The 25130-nt window shown below is 69.9% G+C and carries 24 protein-coding genes; 9 read left to right on the top strand and 15 right to left on the bottom strand.

Annotated features, from left to right (window positions below):
* Nucleotides 1–58: 58 nt before the first annotated feature.
* Nucleotides 59–958 (bottom strand): DUF1349 domain-containing protein, encoded by a 900-nt coding sequence (locus tag VGC13_RS15450; RefSeq protein ID WP_331126163.1) that lies wholly within the window; start codon nt 956–958, stop codon nt 59–61.
* A 380-nt stretch (nt 959–1338) separates the two neighbouring features.
* The gene (fusA, locus tag VGC13_RS15445) at nt 1339–3465 is read right to left on the bottom strand and encodes an elongation factor G (RefSeq protein ID WP_331126162.1); all 2127 of its coding nucleotides are present in this window, start codon (nt 3463–3465) and stop codon (nt 1339–1341) included.
* A 754-nt stretch (nt 3466–4219) separates the two neighbouring features.
* On the opposite strand from fusA, the gene chrA reads away from it, so the two are divergent.
* The 3 genes from chrA (at nt 4220) to VGC13_RS15430 (ending at nt 6588) form a co-directional block, all read left to right on the top strand.
* Nucleotides 4220–5560 (top strand): chromate efflux transporter, encoded by a 1341-nt coding sequence (chrA, locus tag VGC13_RS15440; protein ID WP_331126161.1) that lies wholly within the window; start codon nt 4220–4222, stop codon nt 5558–5560.
* Nucleotides 5561–5680: 120 nt separating this feature from the next.
* Nucleotides 5681–6163, top strand: coding sequence for a MarR family transcriptional regulator (locus VGC13_RS15435; RefSeq protein ID WP_331126160.1), 483 nt, complete (start codon nt 5681–5683; stop codon nt 6161–6163).
* Nucleotides 6160–6588, top strand: a complete 429-nt coding sequence (locus VGC13_RS15430) for a DUF1772 domain-containing protein (RefSeq protein ID WP_331126159.1) — start codon at nt 6160–6162, stop codon at nt 6586–6588. Before VGC13_RS15435 ends, VGC13_RS15430 begins: the two co-directional genes overlap by 4 nt.
* A 312-nt stretch (nt 6589–6900) precedes the next feature.
* Here VGC13_RS15430 and VGC13_RS15425 read toward each other — a convergent pair whose 3' ends face one another.
* Nucleotides 6901–7662 (bottom strand): zinc ribbon domain-containing protein, encoded by a 762-nt coding sequence (locus VGC13_RS15425; RefSeq protein WP_331126158.1) that lies wholly within the window; start codon nt 7660–7662, stop codon nt 6901–6903.
* 99 nt (nt 7663–7761) lie between these two features.
* Between VGC13_RS15425 and VGC13_RS15420 the strand changes: the two genes are divergently transcribed.
* Nucleotides 7762–8076, top strand: a complete 315-nt coding sequence (locus VGC13_RS15420; protein WP_331126157.1) for a hypothetical protein — start codon at nt 7762–7764, stop codon at nt 8074–8076.
* 104 nt (nt 8077–8180) lie between these two features.
* On the opposite strand, the gene VGC13_RS15415 is transcribed toward VGC13_RS15420, so the two are convergent.
* From VGC13_RS15415 to VGC13_RS15405, 3 genes are all read right to left on the bottom strand, one after another.
* The gene (locus tag VGC13_RS15415; protein WP_331126156.1) at nt 8181–8357 is read right to left on the bottom strand and encodes a hypothetical protein; all 177 of its coding nucleotides are present in this window, start codon (nt 8355–8357) and stop codon (nt 8181–8183) included.
* Between the two features lie 139 nt (nt 8358–8496).
* Nucleotides 8497–8850: a nuclear transport factor 2 family protein gene (locus tag VGC13_RS15410; protein WP_331126155.1), complete on the bottom strand. Its 354-nt coding sequence runs from the start codon at nt 8848–8850 to the stop codon at nt 8497–8499.
* 20 nt (nt 8851–8870) lie between these two features.
* Nucleotides 8871–9887, bottom strand: coding sequence for a medium chain dehydrogenase/reductase family protein (locus VGC13_RS15405; protein WP_331126154.1), 1017 nt, complete (start codon nt 9885–9887; stop codon nt 8871–8873).
* 218 nt (nt 9888–10105) lie between these two features.
* Here VGC13_RS15405 and VGC13_RS15400 point away from each other — a divergent pair, with 218 nt between their 5' ends.
* Together VGC13_RS15400 and VGC13_RS15395 are read left to right on the top strand one after the other, a co-directional pair.
* Nucleotides 10106–10933 carry a GAF domain-containing protein gene (locus tag VGC13_RS15400; protein ID WP_331126153.1) on the top strand — a complete coding sequence of 276 codons (828 nt, stop codon included), beginning with the start codon at nt 10106–10108 and terminating at the stop codon, nt 10931–10933.
* Nucleotides 10905–11093, top strand: coding sequence for a hypothetical protein (locus VGC13_RS15395; RefSeq protein ID WP_331126152.1), 189 nt, complete (start codon nt 10905–10907; stop codon nt 11091–11093). The genes VGC13_RS15400 and VGC13_RS15395 overlap by 29 nt, the downstream gene beginning before the upstream one ends.
* Before the next feature lie 83 nt (nt 11094–11176).
* Here VGC13_RS15395 and VGC13_RS15390 read toward each other — a convergent pair whose 3' ends face one another.
* Nucleotides 11177–11464 (bottom strand): LytTR family DNA-binding domain-containing protein, encoded by a 288-nt coding sequence (locus VGC13_RS15390; RefSeq protein WP_331126151.1) that lies wholly within the window; start codon nt 11462–11464, stop codon nt 11177–11179.
* 35 nt (nt 11465–11499) lie between these two features.
* Between VGC13_RS15390 and VGC13_RS15385 the strand changes: the two genes are divergently transcribed.
* Entirely contained in the window at nt 11500–11757 is a 258-nt protein-coding gene (locus VGC13_RS15385; RefSeq protein ID WP_331126150.1) for a type II toxin-antitoxin system HicB family antitoxin, read from the top strand.
* Nucleotides 11758–12014: 257 nt separating this feature from the next.
* Here the strand turns inward: VGC13_RS15385 and VGC13_RS15380 are convergent, their stop codons facing one another.
* Genes VGC13_RS15380 through VGC13_RS15370 form a run of 3 tightly spaced genes read right to left on the bottom strand, consistent with a single transcriptional unit; the run spans nt 12015 to nt 15126 of the window.
* Nucleotides 12015–12785: a LytTR family DNA-binding domain-containing protein gene (locus VGC13_RS15380; RefSeq protein ID WP_331126149.1), complete on the bottom strand. Its 771-nt coding sequence runs from the start codon at nt 12783–12785 to the stop codon at nt 12015–12017.
* The gene (locus VGC13_RS15375; RefSeq protein WP_331126148.1) at nt 12764–13906 is read right to left on the bottom strand and encodes a sensor histidine kinase; all 1143 of its coding nucleotides are present in this window, start codon (nt 13904–13906) and stop codon (nt 12764–12766) included. Before VGC13_RS15375 ends, VGC13_RS15380 begins: the two co-directional genes overlap by 22 nt.
* The gene (locus VGC13_RS15370; RefSeq protein WP_331126147.1) at nt 13903–15126 is read right to left on the bottom strand and encodes an acyltransferase; all 1224 of its coding nucleotides are present in this window, start codon (nt 15124–15126) and stop codon (nt 13903–13905) included. Before VGC13_RS15370 ends, VGC13_RS15375 begins: the two co-directional genes overlap by 4 nt.
* A gap of 788 nt (nt 15127–15914) precedes the next feature.
* On the opposite strand from VGC13_RS15370, the gene VGC13_RS15365 reads away from it, so the two are divergent.
* Complete coding sequence (locus VGC13_RS15365) at nt 15915–17087, top strand: ATP-binding protein (RefSeq protein ID WP_331126146.1); 1173 nt, start codon at nt 15915–15917, stop codon at nt 17085–17087.
* Between the two features lie 290 nt (nt 17088–17377).
* Nucleotides 17378–17839, top strand: a complete 462-nt coding sequence (locus VGC13_RS15360; RefSeq protein WP_331126145.1) for a hypothetical protein — start codon at nt 17378–17380, stop codon at nt 17837–17839.
* A gap of 293 nt (nt 17840–18132) precedes the next feature.
* On the opposite strand, the gene VGC13_RS15355 is transcribed toward VGC13_RS15360, so the two are convergent.
* From VGC13_RS15355 to VGC13_RS15335, 5 genes are all read right to left on the bottom strand, one after another.
* Complete coding sequence (locus tag VGC13_RS15355) at nt 18133–18825, bottom strand: HAD family hydrolase (protein WP_331126144.1); 693 nt, start codon at nt 18823–18825, stop codon at nt 18133–18135.
* Between the two features lie 123 nt (nt 18826–18948).
* The gene (locus VGC13_RS15350; protein ID WP_331126143.1) at nt 18949–19467 is read right to left on the bottom strand and encodes a hypothetical protein; all 519 of its coding nucleotides are present in this window, start codon (nt 19465–19467) and stop codon (nt 18949–18951) included.
* 267 nt (nt 19468–19734) lie between these two features.
* Nucleotides 19735–21021: a S8 family peptidase gene (locus VGC13_RS15345; RefSeq protein ID WP_331126142.1), complete on the bottom strand. Its 1287-nt coding sequence runs from the start codon at nt 21019–21021 to the stop codon at nt 19735–19737.
* Entirely contained in the window at nt 21018–22235 is a 1218-nt protein-coding gene (locus VGC13_RS15340) for an HlyD family secretion protein (RefSeq protein WP_331126141.1), read from the bottom strand. Before VGC13_RS15340 ends, VGC13_RS15345 begins: the two co-directional genes overlap by 4 nt.
* Nucleotides 22236–22773: 538 nt before the next feature.
* The gene (locus VGC13_RS15335) at nt 22774–24594 is read right to left on the bottom strand and encodes a peptidase domain-containing ABC transporter (RefSeq protein WP_331126140.1); all 1821 of its coding nucleotides are present in this window, start codon (nt 24592–24594) and stop codon (nt 22774–22776) included.
* Between the last annotated feature and the right edge of the window lie 536 nt (nt 24595–25130).

Here is a 25130-nt window from a genome sequence, read left to right as displayed (position 1 = left end):
TCCGCCTCGTCCGCATCGCAACCCATCCGGGAGTCTCGATGGAGGGATGCCCCGCTGGTCAGGGGGCAAAGGCGGCCACCAGGTGGGCGGCGGGGACGCGGTAGTCCGACAGGCGCACGCCGCGCAGCGCGTCCGGCACCCGCGGCCGGTCGAAGCGCACGTAGTCGAACTCCGCCGCAAGGTCCGTCGCGCGGTCGGTGATCACCGTGCGGTTGAACGCCGCCGCGTCGTTCCACAGCTCCGGGACCAGGTCCCACCCGCTGTACGCGTTCACCCCCACCTGCAGCGTGCGCGGCAGGTCCGGGCGATGGAAGCGCTCCTGCAGCGTCCACTGCGCCGCGCCGTCCGGGCGGTAGAAGACCAGGAAGTCCGCGCGCACCCGCACGATGCGCAGCTCCATCCACCCCGCCGGCACCGGGTGCAGGTTCAGCGCGCTGCGGCCGTTCACCGTGGTCTTGGTTTCCAGCACCGGCTGGCCCGCGCGCCCCGCGATCCCCGTGGTGGCGAACAGCCAGTTCTCCGCGCGCGGCTCCCACGTCTGTGCCGTCGTCGCGCGCGGCTCGCGCACCATCAGCCCCGCCAGCGACCAGGTGACGGACGGCAGCTCGCCGCCCGTCCCGCGCGCCCGCACCCGCGCGGTCGCCACGAAGTCGCCGTCGACCTCCTGGAACAGGAAGGGCGCACGGAAGTCCGCGTACCATCCGCTCACCGTCGGCTCCAGCCGCAGCACGCCGCCGTCGTCGATGCGGAGCGTGCGGATCATCTCCGGCCACCCCTCCACCGCCCCGTGCGAGCGCCACCGCTCCAGCGACGCCGCCACATCGAACTCGTCGCTCAGGTTGTCTATCGCCGGCGGTGCAGGCGCTTCGCCGCGCGGCGCGGGACCGCCCACGATCCGCTGCTGCGCGGCCAGCGGGGCGGAGACGAGCAGGGAGAGGGCCAGGATCGTGCGAATCATATTTCAGGTGAGGCGGGAGTGGTCGATGAGGAACGCGCGGATCGATCTACGGCCAATCAACGCCCCCGCGAAAGCCGCTCTGACGCATTTCCCCCGCGGCTAACCAGATCCTCACCCGCGGGAAATCCTGCGCTCATACCGAATCCCTAAAACAGTTGGGGTACAGAGGGACAGACAAAAGCCAGAGGAACAGAGGAAAATGGGTTGTCTCTGTTCCTCTGGCTTTTCTCTGTTCCTCTGTACTCCCAATGTTGTTTTCTGGACTTCGTGTCACACGCGGCCGGCGGGATCAGCACGAGCAAACTCCGTTGACTCCGTGTGAGGCCCATCCCTGAATGCCAGCGGCCCCGCCCCGGACTGATCCGGAGCGGGGCCGCACGTCAGGAAGCGAAGGGCGTCAGCGGGCCGCCGCCAGCTCCTCGCGCTCCTTTTTTGGCCGCCTCTACCAGCTTGGGCACCTCGTGCTGCGGCACCTCCTCGTACGCGTGAAAGGTGCGCGTGTGCGTGGCGCGGCCCTGCGAAAGCGAGCGCAGCGTGGTGCTGTACTTGTACAGCTCCGACTGCGGCACCAGCGCCCGGACGCGCTGGTTGCGACCCGCCGGCTCGATGCCCAGGATGTGCCCGCGCCGCTGGTTCAGGTCGCCGATCACGTCGCCCAGAAAGTCGTCGGGGGTAAAGACGTCCACCTGCATGATGGGCTCCAGGATCACCGGCTGCGCCTTCTCGGCCGCGGCGTGAAAGGCCAGGATGCCGGCCATCTTGAACGCCTGCTCGCTGCTGTCCACCGTGTGGTAGCTGCCGAAGAACACCTCGGCCTCGAAGTCCACCACCGGGAACCCGGCCAGGATGCCGCGGGCGGCCGCCTCCTGCACCCCCTTGTCCACCGCCGGCACGAACTTGCCCGGGATCACCCCGCCCACGATGGCGTCCGTAAAGCGGTAGCCCTCGCCGCGCGGCAGCGGCCTGATGCGCACGTGCGCGTCGCCGAACTGGCCGCGCCCGCCCGTCTGCTTTTTGTGCTTGCCCTGCGCCTCGCCGCCCACCCGGAAGGTTTCGCGGTAGGGAATGCGCGGCGCCTTGACCACCACCTCAACCCCGTTCTTGCGCTTCAGCCGCTCCAGCTGCACCTCCAGGTGCAGCTCGCCCAGGCCGCGCGCGATGGTCTGCCCCAGCTCGGCGTTGTACTCGGCCGAGAAGCAGGGGTCTTCCTCGTGCAGCTTGTGCAGCCCCACGGCCAGCTTGTCCTCTTCGCCGCGCGTGGCCGGCTCCACGGCCACGGCGATGTCGGGCTCGGGAAACTGCACGCCGGCCAGCACCAGCGGGTGGCCGGGTGCGCTGAGCGAGTCGTTGGTGTGCGTGTCCTTGAGCTTGGCCACCACCCCGATGTCGCCGGCCCGCAGCCCCTCCACCTCCAGCCGCTCGCGTCCCTGGGGGATGGAAAGGTGCGACAGCTTCTCCGCCTTCTCACGCGTGGCGTTGAAGACCTCGGCCCCGTTGTTCACGCTGCCGCCAAAGATGCGGAAGAACGACAGCTCGCCCACGTGCGGCTCGCTGGTGGTCTTGAACACCAGCGCGGCAAAGGGGTCGCTGTTCAGGTTGCGGATCTCGACCACCGTGTCGTTGCGGCCCTGCGCCAGCTCCGCCGGCCGCTCCTGGGGTGAGGGCATCAGCTCCACCAGCTTGCTCAGCAGCGCGCGGGCGCCCCACGTCTTCGTCGGCGCGCCGCAAAAGACGGGGTACAGCTCGCCGCGCAGCATGGCCTGCTTCAGCGCGTGCAGCGCCTCGTCGCGGGTGATGGTGTCGCCTTCCAGGTAGTGCTCCAGCAGGTTGTCGTCGGTGGCGGCGATGGTCTCGATCAGCTCGTCGTAGTAGCGGTCCACCATGGCCTGCAGCTCAGGCGGGACGTCTTCCTCGTCGTAGTCGCCGGTCTGCGTGTTCTCGTGGTAGAAGTGCGCCTTGTCGCTGAACAGGTTCACGATCCCCCTGAAGTCCTCGGCCGTGCCGATGGGCACCTCGACGGGGATGGCCTTGGGCGTAAGGTGCTCGCGCACGTCCTGGTATACGCGCTCGAAGTCGGCGTTCTGCCGGTCCATCATCGACACGAACAGGATGGCGGGGAGGCTGCGCTCCTGCACCAGCTCCCACACCCGCTCCGTCCCCACCTCCACGCCGTTCACCGCGCTCAGGCACACCAGCGCGCCGTCGGCCACGCGAATCCCGGCGCGCGTCTCGCCCAGGAAGTCCAGGTAGCCGGGGGTGTCGATGAAGTTGATCTTGCTGTCCATCCACGCCGCGTGCGCCACGGAAACGTTCATGCTGATGCCGTGGCCGGTCTCCTCGGGGGTGAACATGGTGAGGGCGGTGCCGTCATCCACCGAGCCCTGGCGCTTGCTGGTGCCGCTGGAATAGCAGCACGCATCCACCAGGGTCGTCTTTCCCGATCCGCCGTGTCCCACCACGCACACGTTGCGGATGCGGTCCGTTGTGAAAGAGGGGGCTGACGCCATGTGCACCTCCGGGCAAGAGGGGAGGATTGGAAGCGGCCGGCCGTTCCATGACGCGGCGGCCATGGTCACAGTTGCGCGGCGGGCGCGGGGGCGTCAAGGGTGTTCACGGGGCGGGCCGGATGTCCCGGAAGCTCCCTGACGGCGCGGCGTCCATGCGGGGGAGAAACCCGTACGTCACGCGTCGGTGACCTGCCCGGCACTGGATGCAAGAAACGTACGGCGTGGGGTGTGGAATCGGCTCCGTTCCAGGGAAAAAGGCGATTTCCGTGCGGAGAAAACCAGGCGGCAAAATCGTCCACGGAGCGCAAACTTTCTGGATTGCCATCGATACCGATTCGGTATGAGTTCCTCACGGAACTTGGGCCAGCAGTAGCGGCGTCCGGCCCGCCGTTGCCGGCTATTCCCTGTTCCCTGTTCCCTATTCCCTGTTCCCTATTCCCTATTCCCTGCCGGATGAATGAAAAAGCGCGAGGCGCGGGGCCAGTGGCCTCGCGCCTCGTCGCGTGGATGGAGCCGGGTGCTTACCGGGCGGCCTTGCGCCAGCCGTTCAGCCCGGGAACCGGGGACTCCGCGGGAGCCAGCATCATCGCGGCCATCACCTTGCGAACGACCTTCATGTATTTGGGGGCGAGCATCGCTCGATCTCCTTGGTAGTTGAGTTCACCTTCACCGACGTGGCTCCCTACGCGTCCCGCCGCGGCAGAGTTTCAGCCGCTCGTTGTCCACGCCTCCGTCGCCGGCTATCCTGCGCGCCATGCATCCGCCCTCCCCCGCTCCCGCCGGCGTCCATCCGCCGCCCGTCGCGCTGCACGAGGCCGTGCGGACGTGGGCGCGCGTGGGTGCGCTGGGCTTCGGGGGACCGGCGGGGCAGATCGCCGTGCTGCACCGCATCGTGGTGGATGAAAAGCGGTGGGTGGACGAGCCGCGCTTCCTGCACGCCCTGAACTTCTGCATGCTGCTGCCGGGTCCCGAGGCGCAGCAGCTGGCCACCTACGTGGGGTGGATGATGCACGGCGTGCGCGGCGGGCTGGCGGCCGGCATCCTGTTCGTGCTCCCCGGCTTTGGGGTGATGCTGGTGCTGAGTGCCCTGTACGCCGCCTTCCAGGGGACGGCGCTGGTGGCGGCGCTCTTCTTCGGGCTGAAGCCGGCGGTGATCGCGGTGGTCGTCCAGGCGCTCATCCGCATCGGGCGGCGGGCGCTGGCGGGGCGGGGGTCGATGATGATCGCCGCCGCCGCGTTCGTCGCCGTTTCGCTGCTCGCCATCCCCTTTCCGCTGGTGGTGCTGGGCGCTGGCGCGGCGGGATGGATGATGAACCGCCGGGCGCATCCGGCGGATCCCTCGGTGGATGCGGACGATCCCTCACCGTTGAGCGATCGTCCGGAATGGCGGCGGACGGCGCGCATGGTCGCCCTCTGCCTGGTGCTGTGGTGGGCGCCGGTGGCGGTGCTGGCGCTGGTGTTCGGGGGTGGGAGCGTGTGGGTGGCAGAGGGGCTTTTCTTTGGTCACGCGGCGGCCGTTACCTTCGGCGGGGCGTACGCGGTGCTGGCGTACGTGGCGCAGCAGGCGGTGCAGGGCTACGGCTGGCTGGCCCCCGGCGAAATGCTGGACGGCCTGGGGATGGCGGAAACCACGCCGGGGCCGCTGATCCTGGTGGTGCAGTTCGTCGCCTTTCTGGGCGCGTGGCGCGATCCCGGCCCGCTGTCTCCGCTGCTGGCCGGCGTCCTGGGCGCCACGGTGACGGCGTGGGTGACGTTCGCGCCGTCCTTCCTCTTCATCTTCGCGGGCGCGCCGTACCTGGAGCGGCTGCGCGGCAACCGGGCGCTCTCCGCCGCGCTGGCGGGGATCACGGCGGCGGTGGTGGGCGTCATCCTGAACCTGGCCGTCTGGTTTGCCCTGCACGTGCTCTTCGGCCGCGTGGGGCAGGTGGATGCCGGCCCGCTCCACCTGCTGGTGCCGGACTGGCGCACCCTGGACCTGCCGTCGCTGCTCATCGCCCTGGGCGCCGCGTTCGCCTTGTTCCGCCTGCGCTGGGGGATGCTCACCACTCTCGCCGCCGCGGTCGCCGCCGGGCTGGCGGTGCGGCTGATCGCGTAGCCGCTCGGCCGCGTCGAAATCGAGATGGGTCAGATGACCCGTGACATCGGATAGCCTGCTATGTATATTACCGGCGCGAAGGATAGCTGGGTATCCAATCACCCTTGCCCGATGCGTGTGATGAAGTTCGATCGGCGGCAGTCGCCCGGATACGTGATCAACCACCTGGCGCGGCTCTTTGCCCAGGCGCTGTACCGCCGCATCGCGCCGCACGGCATCAGCACCGGCCAGTTTCCGGTTCTGCTGATGCTGTGGGAGCAGGAGGGCGTTACGCAGGCGCGGCTGGCGGAGCGGCTGGCCGTGGAGCAGCCGACGATGGCGAACACGCTGAAGCGGATGGAGCGCGACGGGCTCATCACGCGCGTTCCCGATCCGGGGGACCGCAGGCAGGCCCACGTGCACCTTACGCCGCGCGGGCGGGCGCTGGAGGACGTGCTCACCGCCAGTGCGAGAGAGACCAACGCCGCCGCCCTCGCGGGGCTGAACGTGGAGGAGCGGCAGCATTTCCTGGCGCTCGCGCGGCGGGTGATGCAGAACCTGGAGCAGGATGCGGGGATGGCGAAGCAGGAAGCGAATCCCAACTCACCCGGAGGTGAACCATGATACTGGAGCTGATCGCTACGTTCTGCGCCGCGCTGTTTGCCGGCGCCGCCGTCTACATCAACCTGGTGGAGCACCCCGCGCGCATGTCGCTGGGCAACGGGCCCGCCCTCGCGGAGTGGGCCCCCAGCTACCACCGCGCCACGTTGATGCAGGCGCCACTCGCCCTGGTGGGGGCGCTGGCGGCCGGCGGCGCGTGGCTGGCCGGCGGCGGGGCAGGGTGGCTGGCGGGCGGCGTGCTGCTGGGGCTGGTGATCCCCATCACGCTGATCGTGATCTTTCCCACCAACCGGCAGCTGCTCGATCCCGCGACGGCGGGCAACCTGGAGCGCGTGGGCCTGCTCCTGAGGCGCTGGAACCGGCTGCACGCCCTGCGCAGCGTGCTGAGCACCGCCGCGCTGCTGATCTTCCTGGCCCTGCTGGGGTGACAGCGGATCCTGAGAATCTGCCTGCGCGACGGCGGGATCCTGCCGTCACGCGAAAAGAATAGTCGTACAGAGGAACAGAGTCAGACAGAGAAAGCGAGCTGAACATCATCCGGGTTCCTCTGTCTGACTCTGTTCCTCTGTACCCATGAAGGGGTTGTTTTCCCACATTCGGTATGACAGTGTTTCCGCGGATTGGGTACGAGACAGGTCCGGTTGTCTCGCGCGCAAAATGACGAGGACGCGGAGGGAGCCCCTCTGCGTCCTCGTCTTTCGTCTCCGCGCGAAACCGCTTTCGGCGGATCGGCGCAGAGGTCAGCTGCCGACGGCCTGCTGGGCCTCGGAGCGCATGGAGGGCAGGCCCTGCGCGTGCTCCTGGTACTCGGGCAGGTTGCGGGCGACCTGGGCGGTGTAGGCGTCCAGGAAGCGCTGGAACAGGCCCTTGGCCGCGCCGGTGTCGTTGCGCAGCTGCTCCGCCCGCGCCGCGCCGTACAGCCCGAACAGGTGCTGCGGGTCGGCGGCCAGGATGCTGTCGGCCTGCGCGCGCGCCGAGGGGGCGTTGCCCGAGATGCGGTGCAGCTCGCCCAGGTGGTAGTGCAGGTCGGCGTCGCGCTCGGGCACCATGCCGTACGCCTGGATGGCCATCCCGGTAAAGAAGCCCAGCTGGGCGGTGTCGCCGGTGGCCATGCCCTGCATCACCCGGTTGAACAGGCGGTCCGCCCGCTCGCGCGGCGTCATGCTGGCCAGGTCCACGGCCGCCGGGTCGCCCGCGGGCGCGGCGCCCTGCTGCGCAAGGGCCACCGCCGCGGGCTGCTCGCCGCCGGAGAGGCGCGGCGCGATGACCACGCCGGCCAGCGCCACCACGGCCGCGCCGGCGACGGCCCACGCCAGCACCGGCTGGCGGGTGCGCGCGGGCGCCGCCTGCGCGGCCACGGTCACGCCGCACTGGTTGCAGAAGCGCGCGCCGGCCGGCAGCGGGTTCTGGCACTCGCGGCACTGCGCGTCGATGGCAACGCCGCACTGGGGGCAAAAGCGTCCCGAGGCCGGGGCCTCGCAGGACGGACAGGTCTGGCTCATGGCACCGCCGTGGATGGACCGGATGGATTGCGAAGCCGCAAATCTATGCGATGCAGCCAGTTCCCTCAAGGCAGGAGTGACGCCGGATGGGCATGCTGGATGCGAATTCCTTCGCCGTCACAAGAAGCGGCACGGCGACACGTCGAGCCAGCCCCCGCAGGGTGGAGGACCAGGAGAACCGGAGCCCAACCCGCGCTCCCGCTGGCGGCCGGCCGGCAGACCGCCGCGATTACGCCCATCCGTTCCATCGCCCTGGACGACGCCCGCGCCGCGCTGCTGCGCCGCCTGGCCTGCGACCGCCTGCGCGACCTGCGCGACGACGGCGTGACGGTGGGGTACATGGCGCGGATGTACGGCGTGGAGCCGGGGATGATGGAAGAGATGATGAGCGCCCTGGGCTTCGGCCCGCGCTGACTCTCACCAACGGATGTGGAAGAGCCGGCCCGCCAGTGATGGCGGGCCGGCTCCTTGTCGTCCGGCTCAGGATCCCGCCGCGACCCCTTCCGTCCGAGGCTGCGTCACGCCGCGCAGATCGGCCCTTCGTTGCAGAAGCAGGTGGGTTCTCCAAAGCAGGGGCAATGGTAGACGCAGGTCGGGTCCTTGGCGGCGGACGGGGACGCCATCACCGTCTGGACGCCCGTGAGCAGCGCACCCAGCACTCCCGCAGCACACACGGCCTTTGCGAACTTCTTCATCTTGTGCCTCTGTTGTGAAGGGATTCCCGAGAACGGCGCATGTCTCTTCGCGATGCACGCGCATGCCACCCACGCAGTGTAGCCCCTTCCTTTTACGTCGGCAAGGGGTAGCCTGGATGGGCGGATTCGCGTGCGCCGTTCAGCCGCCCTCGCGGATCTCCATCCCCATTACTCGCCCGTCCTGAATGCGGTAGAGGTGGTGGACGATCTGGTCCACCAGCACCGCACCGCCGGAGTCGCGCACCACCTGCCGCACCTCCACGTCCATCCGCCCGTCCGTCATCCGCGCGAACGACAGCGGCTCCACGTGGGGATCGATGAGCGTCCACTGGCGCGTCCAGTACGCGCGGATCCCCGGGTGGCCGTGCACGGTGCCGCCCTCCATGCCGTTGGGCCACTCCACGTCCGGGTGCATGGTGGCCAGCGCCGCGTCCACGTTGCGCGCGTTGAACGCGGCGTACGCGTACTTCAGCAGCTCTTCGTCGTCCATCATCGTCCGTTCTCCGGATGCGCTCACGGCGCCAGCAGCACCTTGCCGAAGTTCTGGCGGTCCTGCAGCCGCGCGTGCGCATCCGCCGCGCGGTCGAAGGCGAAGACCTGGTCCACCACCGGATCGAACGTCCCGTCCGCCACCCGGGCGACGATCTCGCCCATCATCTGGTTCAGCAGCTCCGCCCGGTGCCACAGGTGGCCCAGGTTTACGCCGTGCACGCCGCGGTTGGTGTTCATCATGTCGATGGGCGAAAACCGCGGCATGGCCGCCAGCCCGCGCAGCGCCGCCACCACGCTGCGCCGCCGTCCCGGCGCAAAGCTGCTGACGCCAAAGAGGTACAGCCGCCCCAGCGGGCCCAGGCAGCGGTAGCTCTTCCGGAACGACTCGCCGCCCACCGCGTCCAGCGCCACGTCCACGCCGCCCTTGCCGTAGATGCGCCGCACCTCGGCCTCGAAGTCCTGCGTGCGGTAGTCGATGCAGTGCGCCACGCCCATCTCGCGCAGCCGCGCGTGCTTGCCGGCGCTGGCCGTGCCCACCACCTCCGCCCCGCGCCACCGGCAGATCTGCACCGCCGCCTGCCCCACCCCGCCCGCCACCGCGTGCACCAGCACCCGGTCGCCCGCGCGGACGGAGCCCAGGTGCACCAGCATGATCCACGCGGTCAGGTAGTTCACCGGGATCGTCGCCGCCTTTTCGAAGGACAACCCGGGCGGCAGCGCGAACGCCTGCGGCGCCGGCACGCACACCACGTCCGCGTATCCGCCAAAGCGCGTCAGCGCGCCCACCCGGTCGCCCTCGCGAAAGCCCGCGACCCCCGCGCCGACCGCGTCCACCGTCCCCGCCACCTCGTAGCCGACGACGGCGGGGAGCGTCGGCGCGTCGGGATACAGCCCCATGCGCGCCAGCACGTCCGCGAAGTTCACTCCCGCCGCCGCCACCCGGATGCGCACCTCGCCCTCCCCCGGCCGCGGGTCCGCCGCCTCGCGCACCTGCAGCACCTCCGGCCCGCCCCGCCTGGTGATCCATACCTGCCGCATGCGCTGAATCTCTAGATTGCGTGTCGGCTCGCGTGTTGGTGGTGCGGCGCGAGCGTCGTTAAGATGAACGGAGTGAACGAACCACTGTCGGCGCTCCGTGGGGTGCGGGCCGCTGATCATGCCGTGTTCATCAGCGTCCCGCAACGTGGAGCGAAGGCATGGGGGACGATCCGCGGCAGGCGGCAGACGTGCTCCGGGCGCACGTCCGCCACTGGCCCATGACCTGGAAGGCGGCCGCGTACCCCATCAGCTGGGGCCGCATGCTCGCCCGCAGCCGCTCGATGCAGCTGGTCGCGGCGGGGCTGCAGCTGGCGCTGTTCGTCGCGGTCGCGGCGCCGGATGTGTTCGGGGTGAAAGGCTGGCGCTGGATGGCCGGCCTGATCGCCATCTACCTGCTGTCGGAGTGGTTTCGCGGCTTGGCGCAGGGCAGCGCAATGAGCCGACACACGAAAGTATCTCAGGATCTTGGCGCCCTGATCAGCTCGATCGCGGGGATGCACGCGGGTACCGCGGAGCCGCAGCTGATCCGCAAGCCGGAGGACGCCATCGGCTTGCTCCTGCGCCGGGCGTGCGAGCTGGCGGGGGTGACGTTGCTCCTGCCGCCCGGGTGCGAGATCAGCGCGAACCTGTTGCTGCCCGTCAAGGACGGGGAGCAGCTGGTGGGTCTGAAGGTGGCTGCGCAGGACGATTACCGGTCCGACCGCCGCCACCCGGTCATCTCCCTTGACGCGCCGGGCGCTCCGTTCACATTGTCTACCGGAGAACCGTGCTGCATTCCGTTCACTTCAGAGGTGAAACACCCGCGATTGAGCGGGCGTAGGTACAGGTCGATGGCGACGTTTCCGATCATGGTGGGGGAGCCGGGAACCACCGGGCAGCAAGTCGCCGTATTAGCGATGGACGCCACGGAGCCATACGTCTTCGACCCGCGCGCGGTCGCGCAGCTGGGTCCGTTTCTGAGTCCGGTGGCACAGCTCATCGGGCTCGCACTGATCACCAGGCAGCGAGGAACCCGAAATGTCCGAGCACGACGACGAAGCGCCTGACGAGCCCATGCTGTTCGGGATCCCGCTTTCCATGTTCCCCAAGACTCCGGCCCGGGAAGAGCGCGAGCCGACGCTCTGGGAACTCTTCATGCTCGGTTGGTGGCCCCTTGACCTCGCGTACCCGTTGAAGTGGATAAAGCGCCGCAGACTGCGGGGCTGAACAGACCGGCACGCACCAGGGCCGCCCCAGACCATCCAGCGGGTCCGGGACGGCTCTCACCGTGCATCGCTGCCGGCGCGGACCTACCCCGCCAGCTCCGGAATCCGGTCGCGGTAGCGGCGGCTTAGCATGAGCTCGCGGCCGTCGCGCAGCACGATCATCCAGTCGCCGTGGCTCCACGGGTGCAGCTCGCGGATGGCGGCCAGGCTCACCATGTGCGACCTGTGCACGCGGACGAAGCGCGCCGGGTCCAGCCGCTCCTCCAGCCCCGCCAGCGTGCCCCGCACCAGGTAGCTCTCGCGCCCGGCGTGCAGCCGCACGTAGTTCTCCTCCGCCTCCCGCCAGTCGATCTCGTCCACCCGCAGGAACACGGGCGCGCGCGCCCGTGCGCACCAGGATGAATCAAATGGTTGAGCAGTACCTTCGGCTGCCGTACACCAGGCGCGTTCGTCCCGACGAGGGTACGCGTGGTGAGTCGCTGTTCCTGGCCGGGGTCGATGAGCTGCCGGGATGCGAAAGCCATGGTGAGACGGCCGATGAGGCACTCGAATGGTTGGAGGATGCGATCTCCATGTACATCGGCTCGATGCTGGAGGATGGGCTCGATCCGCCGATCCCGGCCGGGAGCACACGACCGGAGCAGCCCGAGCCCGCCGTACGCTGACCGTCCTGTAGGAAACGCCCCTGAGATCGCCCCCTGTTGCGGACGAGCAGTTGCCTGGGACGGCGCACACCCTGTGGCCGCCGAGTCCGCGCAGGCGGACTTTGCGATTTTCCAGCGGCGAATTCATTCGCTCCAGCGGGCGGACGGCACGTCACCGGGTTAGAATCGCATCGAGCATCATTCGCCGTTGCGAGCGGGTCGCCACGTCACCTGCTGAAACGCCGCCTTTCCTCCGCTCCGATCCTCCGCCGCCCCGCTCACCCCGCCAGCTCCGGAATCCGGTCGCGGTAGCGGCGGCTGAGCATCAGCTCGCGGCCGTCGCGCAGCACGATCATCCAGTCGCCGTGGCTCCACGGGTGCAGCTCGCGGATGGCGGCCAGGCTCACCATGTGCGAGCGGTGCACGCGGACGAAGCGCGCCGGGTCCAGCCGCTCCTCCAGCCCCGCCAGCGTGCCCCGCACCAGGTAGCTTTCGCGCCCGGCGTGCAGCCGCACGTAGTTCTCCTCCGCCTCCAGCCAATCGATCTCGTCCACCCGCAGGAACACGGCGCGCGCGCCCGTGCGCACCAGCACGCGCTCCAGGTACGCCGGCGCGGGGCGCGCCTCCGCCAGCACGCGGCGGATGCGCTCCTCCAGCCCGTCGCCACCCGCGGGCGGCCGGGCGCGCACCCGCTCCTTGGCGCGTCCCAGCGCGGTGCGAAAGCGGTCGGCGTCGAAGGGCTTCAGCAGGTAGTCCACCGCGTGCACCTCGAACGCCCGCAGCGCGTACTCGTCGTACGCGGTGACGAAGACCACGTGCGGCAGGGCGGCGGGGTCGACGGCCTGCAGCACGCCGAAGCCGTCGGCGCCGGGCATCTGGATGTCGAGAAAGACCAGGTCCGGCCGCAGCCGCTCGATCATCTCCACCGCCTCGGTGCCGCTGGCCGCCTCGCCCGCCAGCTCCACCTCCGGATCGGCGGCCAGAAAGCGGCGCAGCTTGGCGCGCGCGGGCGGCTCGTCGTCGGCGATCAGGACGCGGACAGGCTCCACGCATCCTCCTCGCGCGCGGGAAGAACCGCGGACTGCGCGTACGGCATCGTCATCCGCACCGCCAGGCCACCGCCGGCCGCGTTCTCGAACGCCAGCGACTGCGCATCGCCGTACAGGGCGCGCAGGCGGTCGGCCGTGTTGGTCAATCCCACCCCCGTGCCCACCGGCGGCCCACCCTGCAGCCCCGGCCCGTTGTCGCGCACCTCGATCATCAGCCGGTCCCCCATCCGCCAGGCCCGGACCGTGACGCACGCGGGCCGCGGCGGAGGCGGCGCGCCGTGCTGCAGCGCGTTCTCCACCACCGGCTGCAGCAGCATCGCGGGGACGCGCGCGCCGGCGATCCCCGCCTCCACGTCGACATCCACCCGCAGCCGCTCGCCAAAGCGGGCGCGCATCAGCTCCAGGTACCGCTCCAGGACCTCCAGCTCCTCCGCCAGCGTGATCTGCTGCGCGGTGGAGGCGCGCAGGCTGGCGCGCAGCAGCTCCGACAGGCTGGTCATCATCCGGTCCGCGCGCTCCACGTCTTCGTACATGGTCGACGAGATGGCGTTGAGCGCGTTGAACAGAAAGTGCGGCTGCAGCTGCGCGCTCAGGTTCTGCAGCTGGGCGCGCGCCAGGCCGGCCTCCAGGTGCGCCACCCGCAGCTCCCGCTCGCGCGCGGCGCGGTAGCGGTCCAGCAGCACCACGAAGGCCAGGACCACCACGTACAGGATGGCGCCCTTGGGGAGCTCCATCAGGTACCGCAGCGGCATCCGTCCGTAGTCGTACCGCCCCAGCCCCAGCAGGGGAAAGAGCAGCGAGCGGATGATCCAGTTCCACGTGGTGGCCGCCGCGGAGAGCGCCAGCAGGACGCCGGCGTGCACCAGCACCCGCCAGTGCAGCCCGGGCGGGTACCGGCGCGCCGCCCGGATGCCGATGGGCACCAGCAGCGCGGCGCCCCAGTACCCCGTCAGCTCCTCGGTCAGCGTGGCCAGCGGGGGCGTGGGCGTGCCGCGCACCACGTCGTCCAGCCAGTAGTAGGTGAACGACAGCAGCCCCAGCAGCGTGGCCACCGCGAACGCGGCCGGCCAGCTCCACGGAAACCCGCGCTCCCGCGCCTCCGCCTCGGCCGGACGCGTCACGCTTCGACCGTGAGCGCAGGCTCCGCCGCGCCGGCGACGACGCGCGGCGGGGCGGGGACGGTGCGCGGGGCAGCGGGCGGGTTCTTCATCCCGAACAGAAAGCGGGTAACGCGGAACGGGCGCACGAGCAGGTCGTAGATGGCCACGGTAAGCCCCAGCGAGACGAAGCTGGTGAACCAGAACTTGGCCCACACCCCGTCCGGCGCGCGCAGCACGTAAAAGGCGACGATGACGATGACCGTCTGGTGCAGCACGTAGAAGGGATAGATGCCTTCGCCGGCGTAATCCAGCAAGCGGTTGCGGAACGACAGGTGGCGTTTGCCGAATCCCAGGATCGCCAGCACCCAGAACCACGCGTTGCACCCCTGCAGCATGAGAAACGCGGCGTTGCCGGGGTTGTATCCCCACGCCGGCTCCACGTCGTTCCAGCGCAGGTAGTTGATGGCGACGATGGATGCCACCGCCAGCCCCAGCGACGCGCGACGGTTCGTCTCCATCCACCGCCACGCCCCCTCCGCCTCGGCCAGCAGGTATCCCGCGACGAAGAAGCCGAAGTAGTAGACCAGGCGCCCCCAGTCGTCGATCACGTTCTCCGGCCCCGACCAGCGCACGTACAGCGTCGCCAGGATGAGCCCCAGCGGCAGGCCGAGGAGGTAGAGCGCGGGCCCCGCCAGCCGCGCCGCGATCGCCGCGCGCACCCGTCGCCCGCGCTCCGAGCGCAGGTACAGGAACAGCGGCAGCGCGGCCACGGAGTAGATGAACAGGTAGCCGATGAACCACAGGTGGTGCCAGCTGGTGTTCCCCTCCGGATACGGCCGCCCCTGCAGGATGGATGGCCAGAAGTGCAGGTACGAGGCGTACGAGGCGCCCTGCGCCAGCCGCTCCATGTAGATCTGCGGCGGCACGATGACCAGGATGCCGAAGTGCAGCGGCACCAGCAGCCGCAGCGCGCGCTCGCGCAGGTAGCCGCGCGCCGGGCGAAAGCCGAGCGCGTACGACGTGCCCACGCCCGAGATCAGGAAGAGCAGCGCCATCCGCCAGCGGGACAGAAAGTAGCTGGCCTCCATCATCAGCGGGCTGGTTTCCGCGTTCTTCAGGTGCCACTCCCACTCCGCCACGTACGGCATGGCGGAATGAAAGAAGAGCAGCAGCACGATGGCGATCACGCGCAGCCAGTCCAGGTCGTGCCGCCGCGGCCGCGCCGGTGCGGGTGCGTTCATGGGATGCGATTCCGGTCGATGGGGATGAACCACGCGGGGGATCATGTCCCCCGCTCCACGGATGGAATCTCGCGCGGCCGCGGCTGCGTACGGATGGATGCGTGACGAGCGGGACCCTCCGCCGCCCAGCGGGACCGTGCGGGGATGAGCGGGATGGGGCGGATGGGCGAGAGAGGCCGGTGCGGGTATCAACCGCGGCGACGGTCTTGCATTTACGTGCGATACCGCCGGCTGAGGATGAGCGGATGAATCGGACAAGCCCCGTCCTGGCTCGCCGCGCCGGCGTTGCGCAAATCCCCGCTGCCTTCGTTCAGCGCGGGGATGATGATGGAAGCGAACCACCCCTCCCCCGGACGGTCCGGAGGAGGGGTGGAGGCATGTCGGGATCCTCGACGCTCACCCGCCGCCCTGAATGATGATCGGCGGGTCGCCCTCGCTGGCCGGCACGGGATCGGATCCGAACGGGTCGGTGATGTTGATCGTATCCACGATTCACTCTCCGGGTGGAGTGGAGATTCGCAGCCGAGTGCTGCGCCGGCATGTCTCATCCCCCGGGCCGGGGGTGGCTGGTACGGGAGGCCGGGGAGGATGCGCATCCTCCGTCGGGCGAATCTCTTGCGATACGGACCATCCGCCGAAACCTGATTGGACCGGCGCGCAACGGCATGCGTACTCACGCGCCGGGCCGGATGCCGGCTGCGGCTGGCCAGTCTCTACCCCCGTGCCCGCCCCGATGTTGCGGACGCGGCCGGCTCGCGGTCACACGCACCTTTGCACTCACACACCCGATGGCATCCAATCCCCTGCGCGACCTGATCTTTGGCCCCGACCGGCAGGCGCTGGTCAGCGCCGTGGCGCCGCGGCGCACCTTCGCCGACGTGGTGCTGCCGCCCGTGACGCGGCGGGCGCTGGACAACGCGCTGGTGCAGATCCGCAAGCACGATGTGCTCTTTGGCCAGTGGGGGCTGGGAGAGCGGCACGAGAGCGGGCTGGGGCTGGCCTTCAACTTTGCCGGGCCGCCGGGAACGGGAAAGACCATCTGCGCCGAGGCCATTGCCCACGCGCTGGGCAAGCCGCTGCTGGTCGTGCGCTACAACGAGCTCGAAAGCCAGTGGGCCGGCGCCACCGCCAAGAACGTGGCCACCGTGTTCGCCAGCGCGCAGGAGCAGGACGCCGTGCTCTTTTTCGACGAGGCCGACGCCATCGCGGGGCGCCGCTTCACCAGCGTGGACCAGGGCTACCAGCGCGAGGCCAACGCCGTGGTCAACGTGCTGCTGCGCGAGCTGGAAGAGTTCTCGGGCGTGGTCATCTTCGCCACCAACCTGGCCGCCAACTTCGACCCCGCGTTCGAGCGCCGCATCCGCACCCACATCCTCTTCGAGCAGCCGGGGGTGGAGGAGCGCGAAAAGATCTGGCGCGTGCAGATCCACGCCCGCAAGACGCCGCTGGGCGCCGGCGTGGACTTTCGCGCCCTGGCCGAGCGCTACCCCGCCAGCGGCGGCGACATCAAGAACGCCGTGCTCAAGGCCGCGCAGATGGCCATCGCCGAGCCGGGCGAGGACGGCGAAAAGCGCATCGAGCAGCACCACTTCGAAACGGGGATCGAAGAGGTGCTGGGGGCCAGGCGGGTGATGGACCAGACGCTGTTCGGCGCGGCGGCGGGAATGCTGCCGGCGCTGGCCGACGGGGGGATGGAGGACGAAGTGTCGGCCCTGGCCACGCGCCTGGTGGAAGTGGAGGACTCCGTGGCCGACGTCCCCGCGGCCCTGCGGCGCCTGGAGCAGGCCCACGCCCGCGCCCAGGCCGACGCCGAGCGCGAGCGCACGGCGCTGGCGGCGCAGCAGGCGCAGGCGCTGGAAGGGTTCGCCGCCGACACGCGGCGGCGCGTGCAGCTGGCGGTGTGGATGTCGGCCACGGCGGCGCTGATCTCGGCGGGGGTGGCTGCTCTGTCCATCCTCTAACGCCGCGCCGTGTACGCTTTTCGGCATTCTGGACGGCCGGGTCGCGAACAACCGATCCACACCTGTCCGATTCAGCCCGGTACCCACGGGGCGGTCTTTCCGCACCCGGCGGCGTGCGGCCTGATGCGGGTCAGGAAGGGCCTTGCGGGTGTCTATTTTGTATAAGTTTCAGAATTGCGCTTTCAGGTTCTTGCCGGGTTCAAAAACAGGCACTAATCTGTAGAGTGTAAGCCAACTGAACGTAAACGAAGTGCACACGCACCGGGTTTCCTCCCAGAAGGGAGGGGCCTGTGAGCGAACGTGCCGCCGAATCGGCCATCGACCGCATTCGTGAGCACGTGCGGGCGCAAGTCGCCCGTACGTCGCTCCGAAAGGTTGCCAAGCGCGCAGGCGTAAAAGTCGGCGCGACCAAGAAGTTCATCGACGGCTCCGTGCCGTATGAACGCAACCTGCGGCTGTGGAAACGCTACTACGCACGCGAGCTGCGCGAAGGAATGGCGGGCGGTCCGGACGACGCTGTGCCGCCGGCGGAAGCTGCCGCGGTGCTGGAGCTGCTCCTGTGGGCATTCCCCGAGGAGGAGCGTCCCGCCGCGCGGCGTGAAGCCGTGGAACTCTTCCGCGAGCTGTACGTGCGCCACGGCCGTACGCCGCCCGCGTGGGTGGTGGACATGCCCGAGATGGTCGATTCTCCTCCGCCCACCGAGGGCGACGAGGATGATGACGATGACGAGGCGGACGACGACGAGGAGTAGCCCTCGTCGCTGATCCCTCGCGCGTCACAACGAAGGGCTCTCCTGCCGCGGCACGGGGGCCCTGTCGTCGTGCTTCAAACGAAAAGCATCGCGCGGAGGCGCGGAGAGAGAAGGATGAGCGGCTCTCTCCGCGCCTCCGCGTGATGCTTTCCTTATGCCAGATCCCTGAAAAAGAATGATCGTACAGAGGAACAGAGCCAGACAGAGAAAGCGAGCTGAAAGATCATCTCGATTCCTCGGTCTGACTCTGTTCCTCTGTACCCCATGAAGGTGTTTGTTTACCGGATTCGGTACTATTCCATGATGGCGCGCCAGACGGCGTCCACGTCGGACAGGTCGTCGAACAGGTAGTCGGGGCCGTGCGTCGCCAGCTCGGCGGCGGGGTGGGTGCCGGTGGCGGTGGCGATGGTGCGCACACCCAGGTGCGCGCCGCACGAGATGTCGAACGGCGTGTCGCCGATGATGACGATCTCCTTGCCCGAGAACTCCAGCCCCGTCGCCTCCTTTGCGCGGCGCGCGGCCACCGCGGGAAGCTCCGGCCGCTGCCAGTGGTCGGACCCGTACGCCCCCACGCGAAAGCGGTCGAAGCCCAGCCCCGCGGCCTCTACCTTGAGGCGCGCGCCCTCCATCACGTTCCCCGTCAGCAGCCCCAGCACGGTGGGGTCGCCGGACGCCTCGATGCGGTCCAGCAGCTCCGGCACGCCGGGAAGGGAGCGGATCTCGGCGCGGCCCACCTCCACCCGCAGGTTGCGCAGGTACACCTCCCACAGCCGCTCCAGCCCCGCGTCCACGTCCTCCACCGCCCACCCGTCCGCCGTCAGCAGCTCGCGGACGATCTGCGGATCGGTGCGCCCGCCCATGTTGTATCCGCCGATGGCCCCCGTCTCTCCGTAGATCTCCATCATGGCGTCGCGCACGGCCCGCGCGCCCGCGCCGCCGGCGGAGAGCAGGGTACCGTCGATGTCGAAAAGAACCAGCCGCTTCATCGCGCTTTCCGTTGCGGGTGTGCCCCGCCCCCACGCACGCCGCGCGCCGTCCGGCGCGCAGACGCGAAAACCGCCGCCCCGGGTCGCGGGGCGGCGGTCGGTACGGTCCGGCCGGTCGATGGATCAGGCGGCGGCGGTCAGCTCGCAGCCGGCCACCGTCCAGGCGCCGCGGTGGTAGCGCAGCTCGCAGAGGAACGACTCCGCCAGGCGCCCGTTGATGTGGAAGGCCGCGGGGATGGACGCCTTGCGGCCCTGGACCTGGGGCGAGCCCACCTTGAACCACTCGGCGGGGCCGCCGGTGGCGTTGTAGGTGTCGCCGCTGACGCTGATGGTGCAGCCCGAGAGCGCGACCACCGCCGGCTTCTGGTCGGCGAAGCGGGCCAGCAGGGTGGCCGCGGCGTCGTCGTCGCTTTCCGGGTAGCCGGTGCTGACGCAGTACGCGTCCATCCCCTCGGCGCCCTTGGTGCTGAACAGGTAGCGAAGGGTGCTTTCCTGCACGTCCTCCACGTTCACCACCAGCCGGTCGGTCTCGTTCAGCAGCGGCGCCGCGGCGGTGGGGGTGGTGGGCTGCGACTCGCAGGCGGCAAGGACGAGGGCGGCGGCGGCGAAGGACGCCAGGCGCCCGGTGCGGATCAGGTTCATCGTCGTGGTCTCGTGATGCGGTTTATAGGTTCAGCGGGAGCGGATCGGCCGTCCCGCGGTCGCATGTACGAAGATCCACGCCCGAAGATTCAAACCGCCCCAACAGCGTCCAACCATCCGAAAGAACAGCATCGGGGGGGTACAGAGGGACAGAGAAACACCAGAGGAACAGAGGACGATCGATCTCCTCTGCTCCTCTGGCGTTTCTCTGCCCCTCTGTAACCCTTCGCTTTTCCCGGTCGCAGCTCGACGTCCGAAGCCGGAGCCTCAATCGTTCTTCGATGTGGTTCCCGTCCGGGTGCGCTCCGCGGCAGCCTTGCCCCGCGTCCGCGCCGTGGCCGCGGCCTTCTCCGCCGCGCGCTTGGCCGGCGCCGCCTTGTCGACCTTCGGGGGCGCGGACGCAGGCTTCCTGGCTTTTGCACCCGCGGCCGCGGACGTCTTCTCCGTCTCCGCGGCCGGTGCCGGACGGGTGCGTTCCGCGGCAGCCTTCCCGCGCGTCCGCGTCGTGGCCGCGGCCTTCTCCGCCGCGCGTCGTGCGGGCGCCGCCCTGTCCGCCCCGGGCGCGGCGGATGCCGGCTGCTTTGCCTTTGCGCCCGCGGTCTTCTCCGCCTTGGGCTTCGCGGCCACGGCCTTTTCTGCCTTCGGCTGTGCGGGTGCGGCGGCCTTCCGGGACTTCGACGCGGAGGCGGTCTTCTTTGCGGCGGCTGCCTGGGGCCGCGCCCCGGCCGCCGTGCGCCGCGCCCGCTGCCGGGGCGACGAGGGCTCGTCCGCCGTCCCGGAGTCGGGGGTAAGGTCCACGGAGAGGGCGAAGCGGGAGAGCATCTCGCGCACCTGCTCCAGCGTGGCCCCGGGGTGGCGCTCCAGGATCATGGCGACGATGCCGGCCACGCTGGGCGCCGCGAAGCTGGTGCCGTGCCGCACCACCCGCTCGCCGCCGATCCAGAGCACCGGCCGCTCCACCCCCCACGCCTCGCACTCCATGGCGTGCTCCGGGCGGTAGCGAAAGTGGTACGGCGAATCGAACTTCGCGGCCGAGACGCCGATCACGTTCTCGAAGATGGCCGGGTAGCTCCAGTCGTTGGCGTTGTGCCCCGCGGCCACGATGATGATCCCGGCCTGGCGTGCCATCTCGCAGGCGTGGTAGAGCGGGTGCAGCGTGCCCTCGAGCCGGGTGCCCAGGCTTACGTTGATCACCTGCACGCCCTCTTCGATGGCCCACAGCAGCGCCGCCCGCAGCGTGCCCGGGCTGGTCTCCAGCACCTTGCCGAAGACCTTTACCGGGACGATGCGGGCGTCGGGGGCCACGCTCAGGATGACGTCGGCGCAGGCGGTGCCGTGGCCCAGCACGTCCTGGTCGTCGTCGTTGCGGGCCAGCGCAAAGTCGTCGTCCGGGTCTACGAAGCCCACGCCCGGCAGCACCCGGTCGTCGCCGATGCTCCGGTCCCAGCCGCTGTCCACCACCGCCACGCGGATGCCGCGCCCCGTGGCGCCGCCCAGCTCCTCGCGCACCCACGCGGGCGGCGCGGCTTCCTGTGTCTCCAGAACGTCGGTCACTTGCGGTTCAGCTTCTCCCTGAGGTACCCCCACGCCAGCTCGGCGATGCGGCCGGACCGGGTAACCACGTTGGCCTGCACGCTGTAGCCGCGGCGAAAGCGGTCCAGCTCTTCGCGCTGCACCTGCCCGCGGTCGAGCGACGCCACCACGCGGTACAGCCCGGGGCCGGAGCTGGCGGCCTTGGCCACCCCGCCGGCCTGCGCCGCGTCGCCCGAGCCCGCCGGCGAGGCGCCCGCCGGCTCCGCGGCCACGTGCGACACGCGGCCCTCCAGCTGCCGGCGCTCGCGCTGTCCAAAGGCCTGCACCTCCAGCCGCACGCGGTCGCCGACGTTGATCTTGTGCACGTCGCGCTCGGGGACCAGCATGGTCACCCGCCACTCGCCCACCTCGCCCACCTCCATCAGCGTCTCGCCCTCGCGCACGAAGGCGCCGGGAAGCCGCTCCAGCTGCTCGGTGAGCACCACGCCGCCGCTGGGCGCCACGATGCTGGTGCGGCTGATGCGCTCGCGGCTTTCGCGGATCTGCGCCTGCAGGCGGTCCATCTCGGTGTCGGCGCGGCGCTCGTCGTAGCTGCGCAGCGACAGCATGTCGGTTTCGGCGGCGTTCAGGCGGATGTCGGCCTCGGCGCCGCGCACCTCGCCCACGGCCTGGTCCAGCATCACGTGCTGCCCGGGGCGGTACACGCGGAGCAGCGAGTCGGGGTTGCTGCCAAAGCCGTACTCCACCATCCGCTGCACCAGCAGGGCGCGCGAGCGGGTAAGGCGGGCCTCGGCGTTGGCCAGGCGCTGGGCCTGCTGGCGGCGCTCCACGGGGGTGCCGGCCAGCGAGCGGTCGCGGTCCAGCTGCGCCGCGCGGTACTGCGCCTCCAGCTGCGCCAGCTGCGTCTCGAGCGCCAGCGCGTCCAGGCGGATGACCACGTCGCCGGGCTTTACCGTGTCGCCGCTCTGCACCAGCACTTCGCGGATGGGGCCGGCGGCCTGCGCGCGGATGGGCCACACGTTCACCGGCTCCAGCACGCCCGCCGACTTGACCGTCACGTCCATCGACACCACCATCGACACCACCGCCGTCACCAGAAAGAGGAGCGCGATGACGCCCAGCGTCACCGACACGGCGCGCTTGACGAAGCGGCCGCCCGGCTGCCCCTCGTCTCCCAGCTCGGGAAGCCGCAGCGGGATGACGTTGTTCGATGCGGTTGCTCTGGCCTCGCTCATGGTGCCCTCCGATCCCAACCCTCACCGCGAATGCGCGCGGGAGGAGAAAAAGCCTGTAGTTCGGATGTGTCGTGCATCGGGGGATCAGGCGCCGCCGGCCGGCCCCCCCTCTCCCGGCCTCTCCCCCACAAACCGCGTGGGGCCCCTCCCCCGGCCCCTCCCCGTTCGTTCCTCACGGAGAGGGGAGAATTCGATCCCGCTTCGGACGGGCCGGACTGCGCCGGCCGGCGCCCCCCCTCCCCCGGCCCCTCCCGGCTCGTTCCTCACGGAGAGGGGAGAATTCGATCCCGCTTCGGGCAGTCTGAGGCGTGGGCCGCTTCCCCTCAGGCAGCCACGTGGCAGGCACTTGGCCCACACCGAAGAGCCGCCAGCCCGCGAAGGCGGACTTCGTGTGGTTGTTGCAGCGAATTCATTCGCCCGTGCCCACCTTGCCCGCCACACCCACCCACATCCGCCGGACCACCCCGTTCACCCGTTCACCCGTTCACCCGTTCACCCGTTCACCCGTTCACCCCTTCACCCCTTCACCTCTTCACCCTCACCCCGCCGCCGGCCCCACCGCGCGCAGCCGCCGTCCGTCATCCAGCGCGCCCTCTCCGCCGCCCAGCAGCTCGCGGTACGCCTGCGAGTCGCGCAGCAGCTCGGCGTGCGTGCCGGTGGCGGTCACGCTTCCCGTCTCCATCATGATGATCTGGTCCGCCAGCGACGCCGTGGAGACGCGGTGCGTGACGTACACCACCGTCTTGCCCCGCAGCCGCGCGAACAGGTCGCGCAGGATCTCGGACTCGGTGGACATGTCGATGTTGGAGGTGGCCTCGTCCAGCAGCAGGATGGGCGCGTTGCGGATGAGCGCGCGCGCCAGGGCCAGCCGCTGCCGCTGCCCGCCGGACAGGGTGGATCCCCACTCGCCCACCGGGGTCTCGTACCCCTCGGGAAGCTCCTTGATCAGTTCCTCCAGCCGGCACAGCCGCACCGCGTCGTCCACCTCGGCGCGGGTGGGGTTGTCGGCGCCCATCGTAAGGTTGTCCCAGATGTTGCCCTGCATGAGGGCGAACTCCTGCCACACCACCGAGACCTGGCGGCGCAGGTCGGGAAGGGCGATGGACTCGGCGGGAATGCCGTCGAAGAACACGTGCCCCTCCACCGGGTCCTCCATGCGCGTCACCAGGCGCAGCAGCGAGCTCTTGCCAACGCCGCTGTGCCCCACCACCGCGGTGATCATCCCGCGGGGGAAGTGCAGGTTGACGCCCTTGATGACCAGCTTTTCGGCCGAGTAGCCAAACGACACGTCGCGCAGGCGGATGTCGCCCTCCAGCACCGTCTTGATGGGCGGCGTGGGCAGGTACGCCTGCGCGGGGTCCTGCTCGGTGCGCTCGTCCAGGTACTCGAACATGCGCCCCAGGTTCACCGCCGACTGCTGGAAGTCGCTGAACAGCCCGGTGACCTGCGCCAGCGGGTTGTACAGGTAGCCGATGTACGCGCTGAAGGCGATGTAGTCGCCCAGCGTCATCTCGCCGGCCAGCAGCAGCCGCCACGCGTACCAGGTGTACAGCGCCGTGCCCGCCGAGCGGATGATGCCGTTGAGCCCGTTGAACACCTGGCTGTACCCGCCCGCCTTGAGCTGCTCGTTCAGGGCGGTCTTCATCTGGGTGCTGGCGCGGTCGTAGATGTAGTGCTCGCGCGACAGCGTCTTGAGCGACCGGATGTGGCTGAGCACCTCTACCTGGAACGCGCCCAGGTCCGCGTACGCCTCGGCGCTGCGCTTCCAGTACTTGCGCATGATGCGCGCGGACAGCGTGGTCAGCACCACCGTAAGCGGGATGGTGATGAGCGACACGATGGCCAGCTTCCACTGCAGCAGGAACAGGAAGGGCGGGACCAGGAACAGGTAGGCGCCGTTGACGAACAGCGTCTCGAACACCTTGCTGACGCTTTGCAGCGAGCTGCGCACGTCGCCGAACCGGCTCATGATCTCGCCCACCCGGTGCTCGTCGAAAAAGCGCGAGCGCAGGTGCTGCAGGTGGTTGAAGAACAGGAGGCTGGTGGCGTTGCTGAGGTGCGAGGTGGTGTAGGTGGTGAAGTATCCCCGGATGGCGCCCATGACGGTGGACGCCACCGCGAAGGCAAAGATGCCGCCCACCAGCACGTGCATCAGCGTCACGTTGCGGGTGGGGTACACCTCGTCGATGAGCAGCTTGGAAAGGTACGGCGAAGCCATGCCGAACAGCCCCAGCACCAGCCCCAGGACCATTCCCTTGGCCAGGGGGCCCCAGTAGGGGCGAATGACCCGCAGCAGCCGCATGAACTGCTGAAAGGCTTCGCGAAGCGGCGGGATCTCCGCCGGAGGTGGTGGTGGCATGGAGCGTTCGGGACTGCCTGGAAAACCGGACCTGCGGACATCCGCCCGCCGTCCCCTTCAAAAAGCGGGATGCGCGTCCGCGCGGAGGGCCCGTGCCCACCGCCGAACGCCTTTTCCGCCAACCTGTAAAGATAACTACGGAGCCGGCCTCGTGCACACCCCGGAGGCGCATCCGTGGCGCCCGCCCTGCCGTTCTCCCGCCGGATCGCGGGGTCACGCCCGGACGGGGACCTCTCTCGACGCACCCGGGACTGTCACCGAGGGAGCGCACGCACGGTACCTCCCTGACCCCCGCGCCCCGTGCGCGACCGGGGCATCCGCTTTCCGTTTCCTCTTCGCCTGCCGCGACGCCCCGGACCGGCCCTGTCCGGCGGTTTCGCCGCCGCACGTATCGTGCGGGCTGCCGCGTCCGGCCTCGCGCGGGCCGAGAGCAGATTCCTCGGCCCCGCACCCCGCGGCGCGACCGTCCGGCGGCGGCGTGGCCGGGCCTCGGAATGACAGATCCCCGCTACGCCTGACAGGCCCCCGCTGCGCCT

This window comes from Longimicrobium sp. (assembly GCF_036399255.1).
Classification (GTDB): domain Bacteria; phylum Gemmatimonadota; class Gemmatimonadetes; order Longimicrobiales; family Longimicrobiaceae; genus Longimicrobium.
The sequence above is the reverse complement of the archived record's forward strand: the minus strand, read 5'-3'. Positions and strand labels throughout refer to the sequence as shown.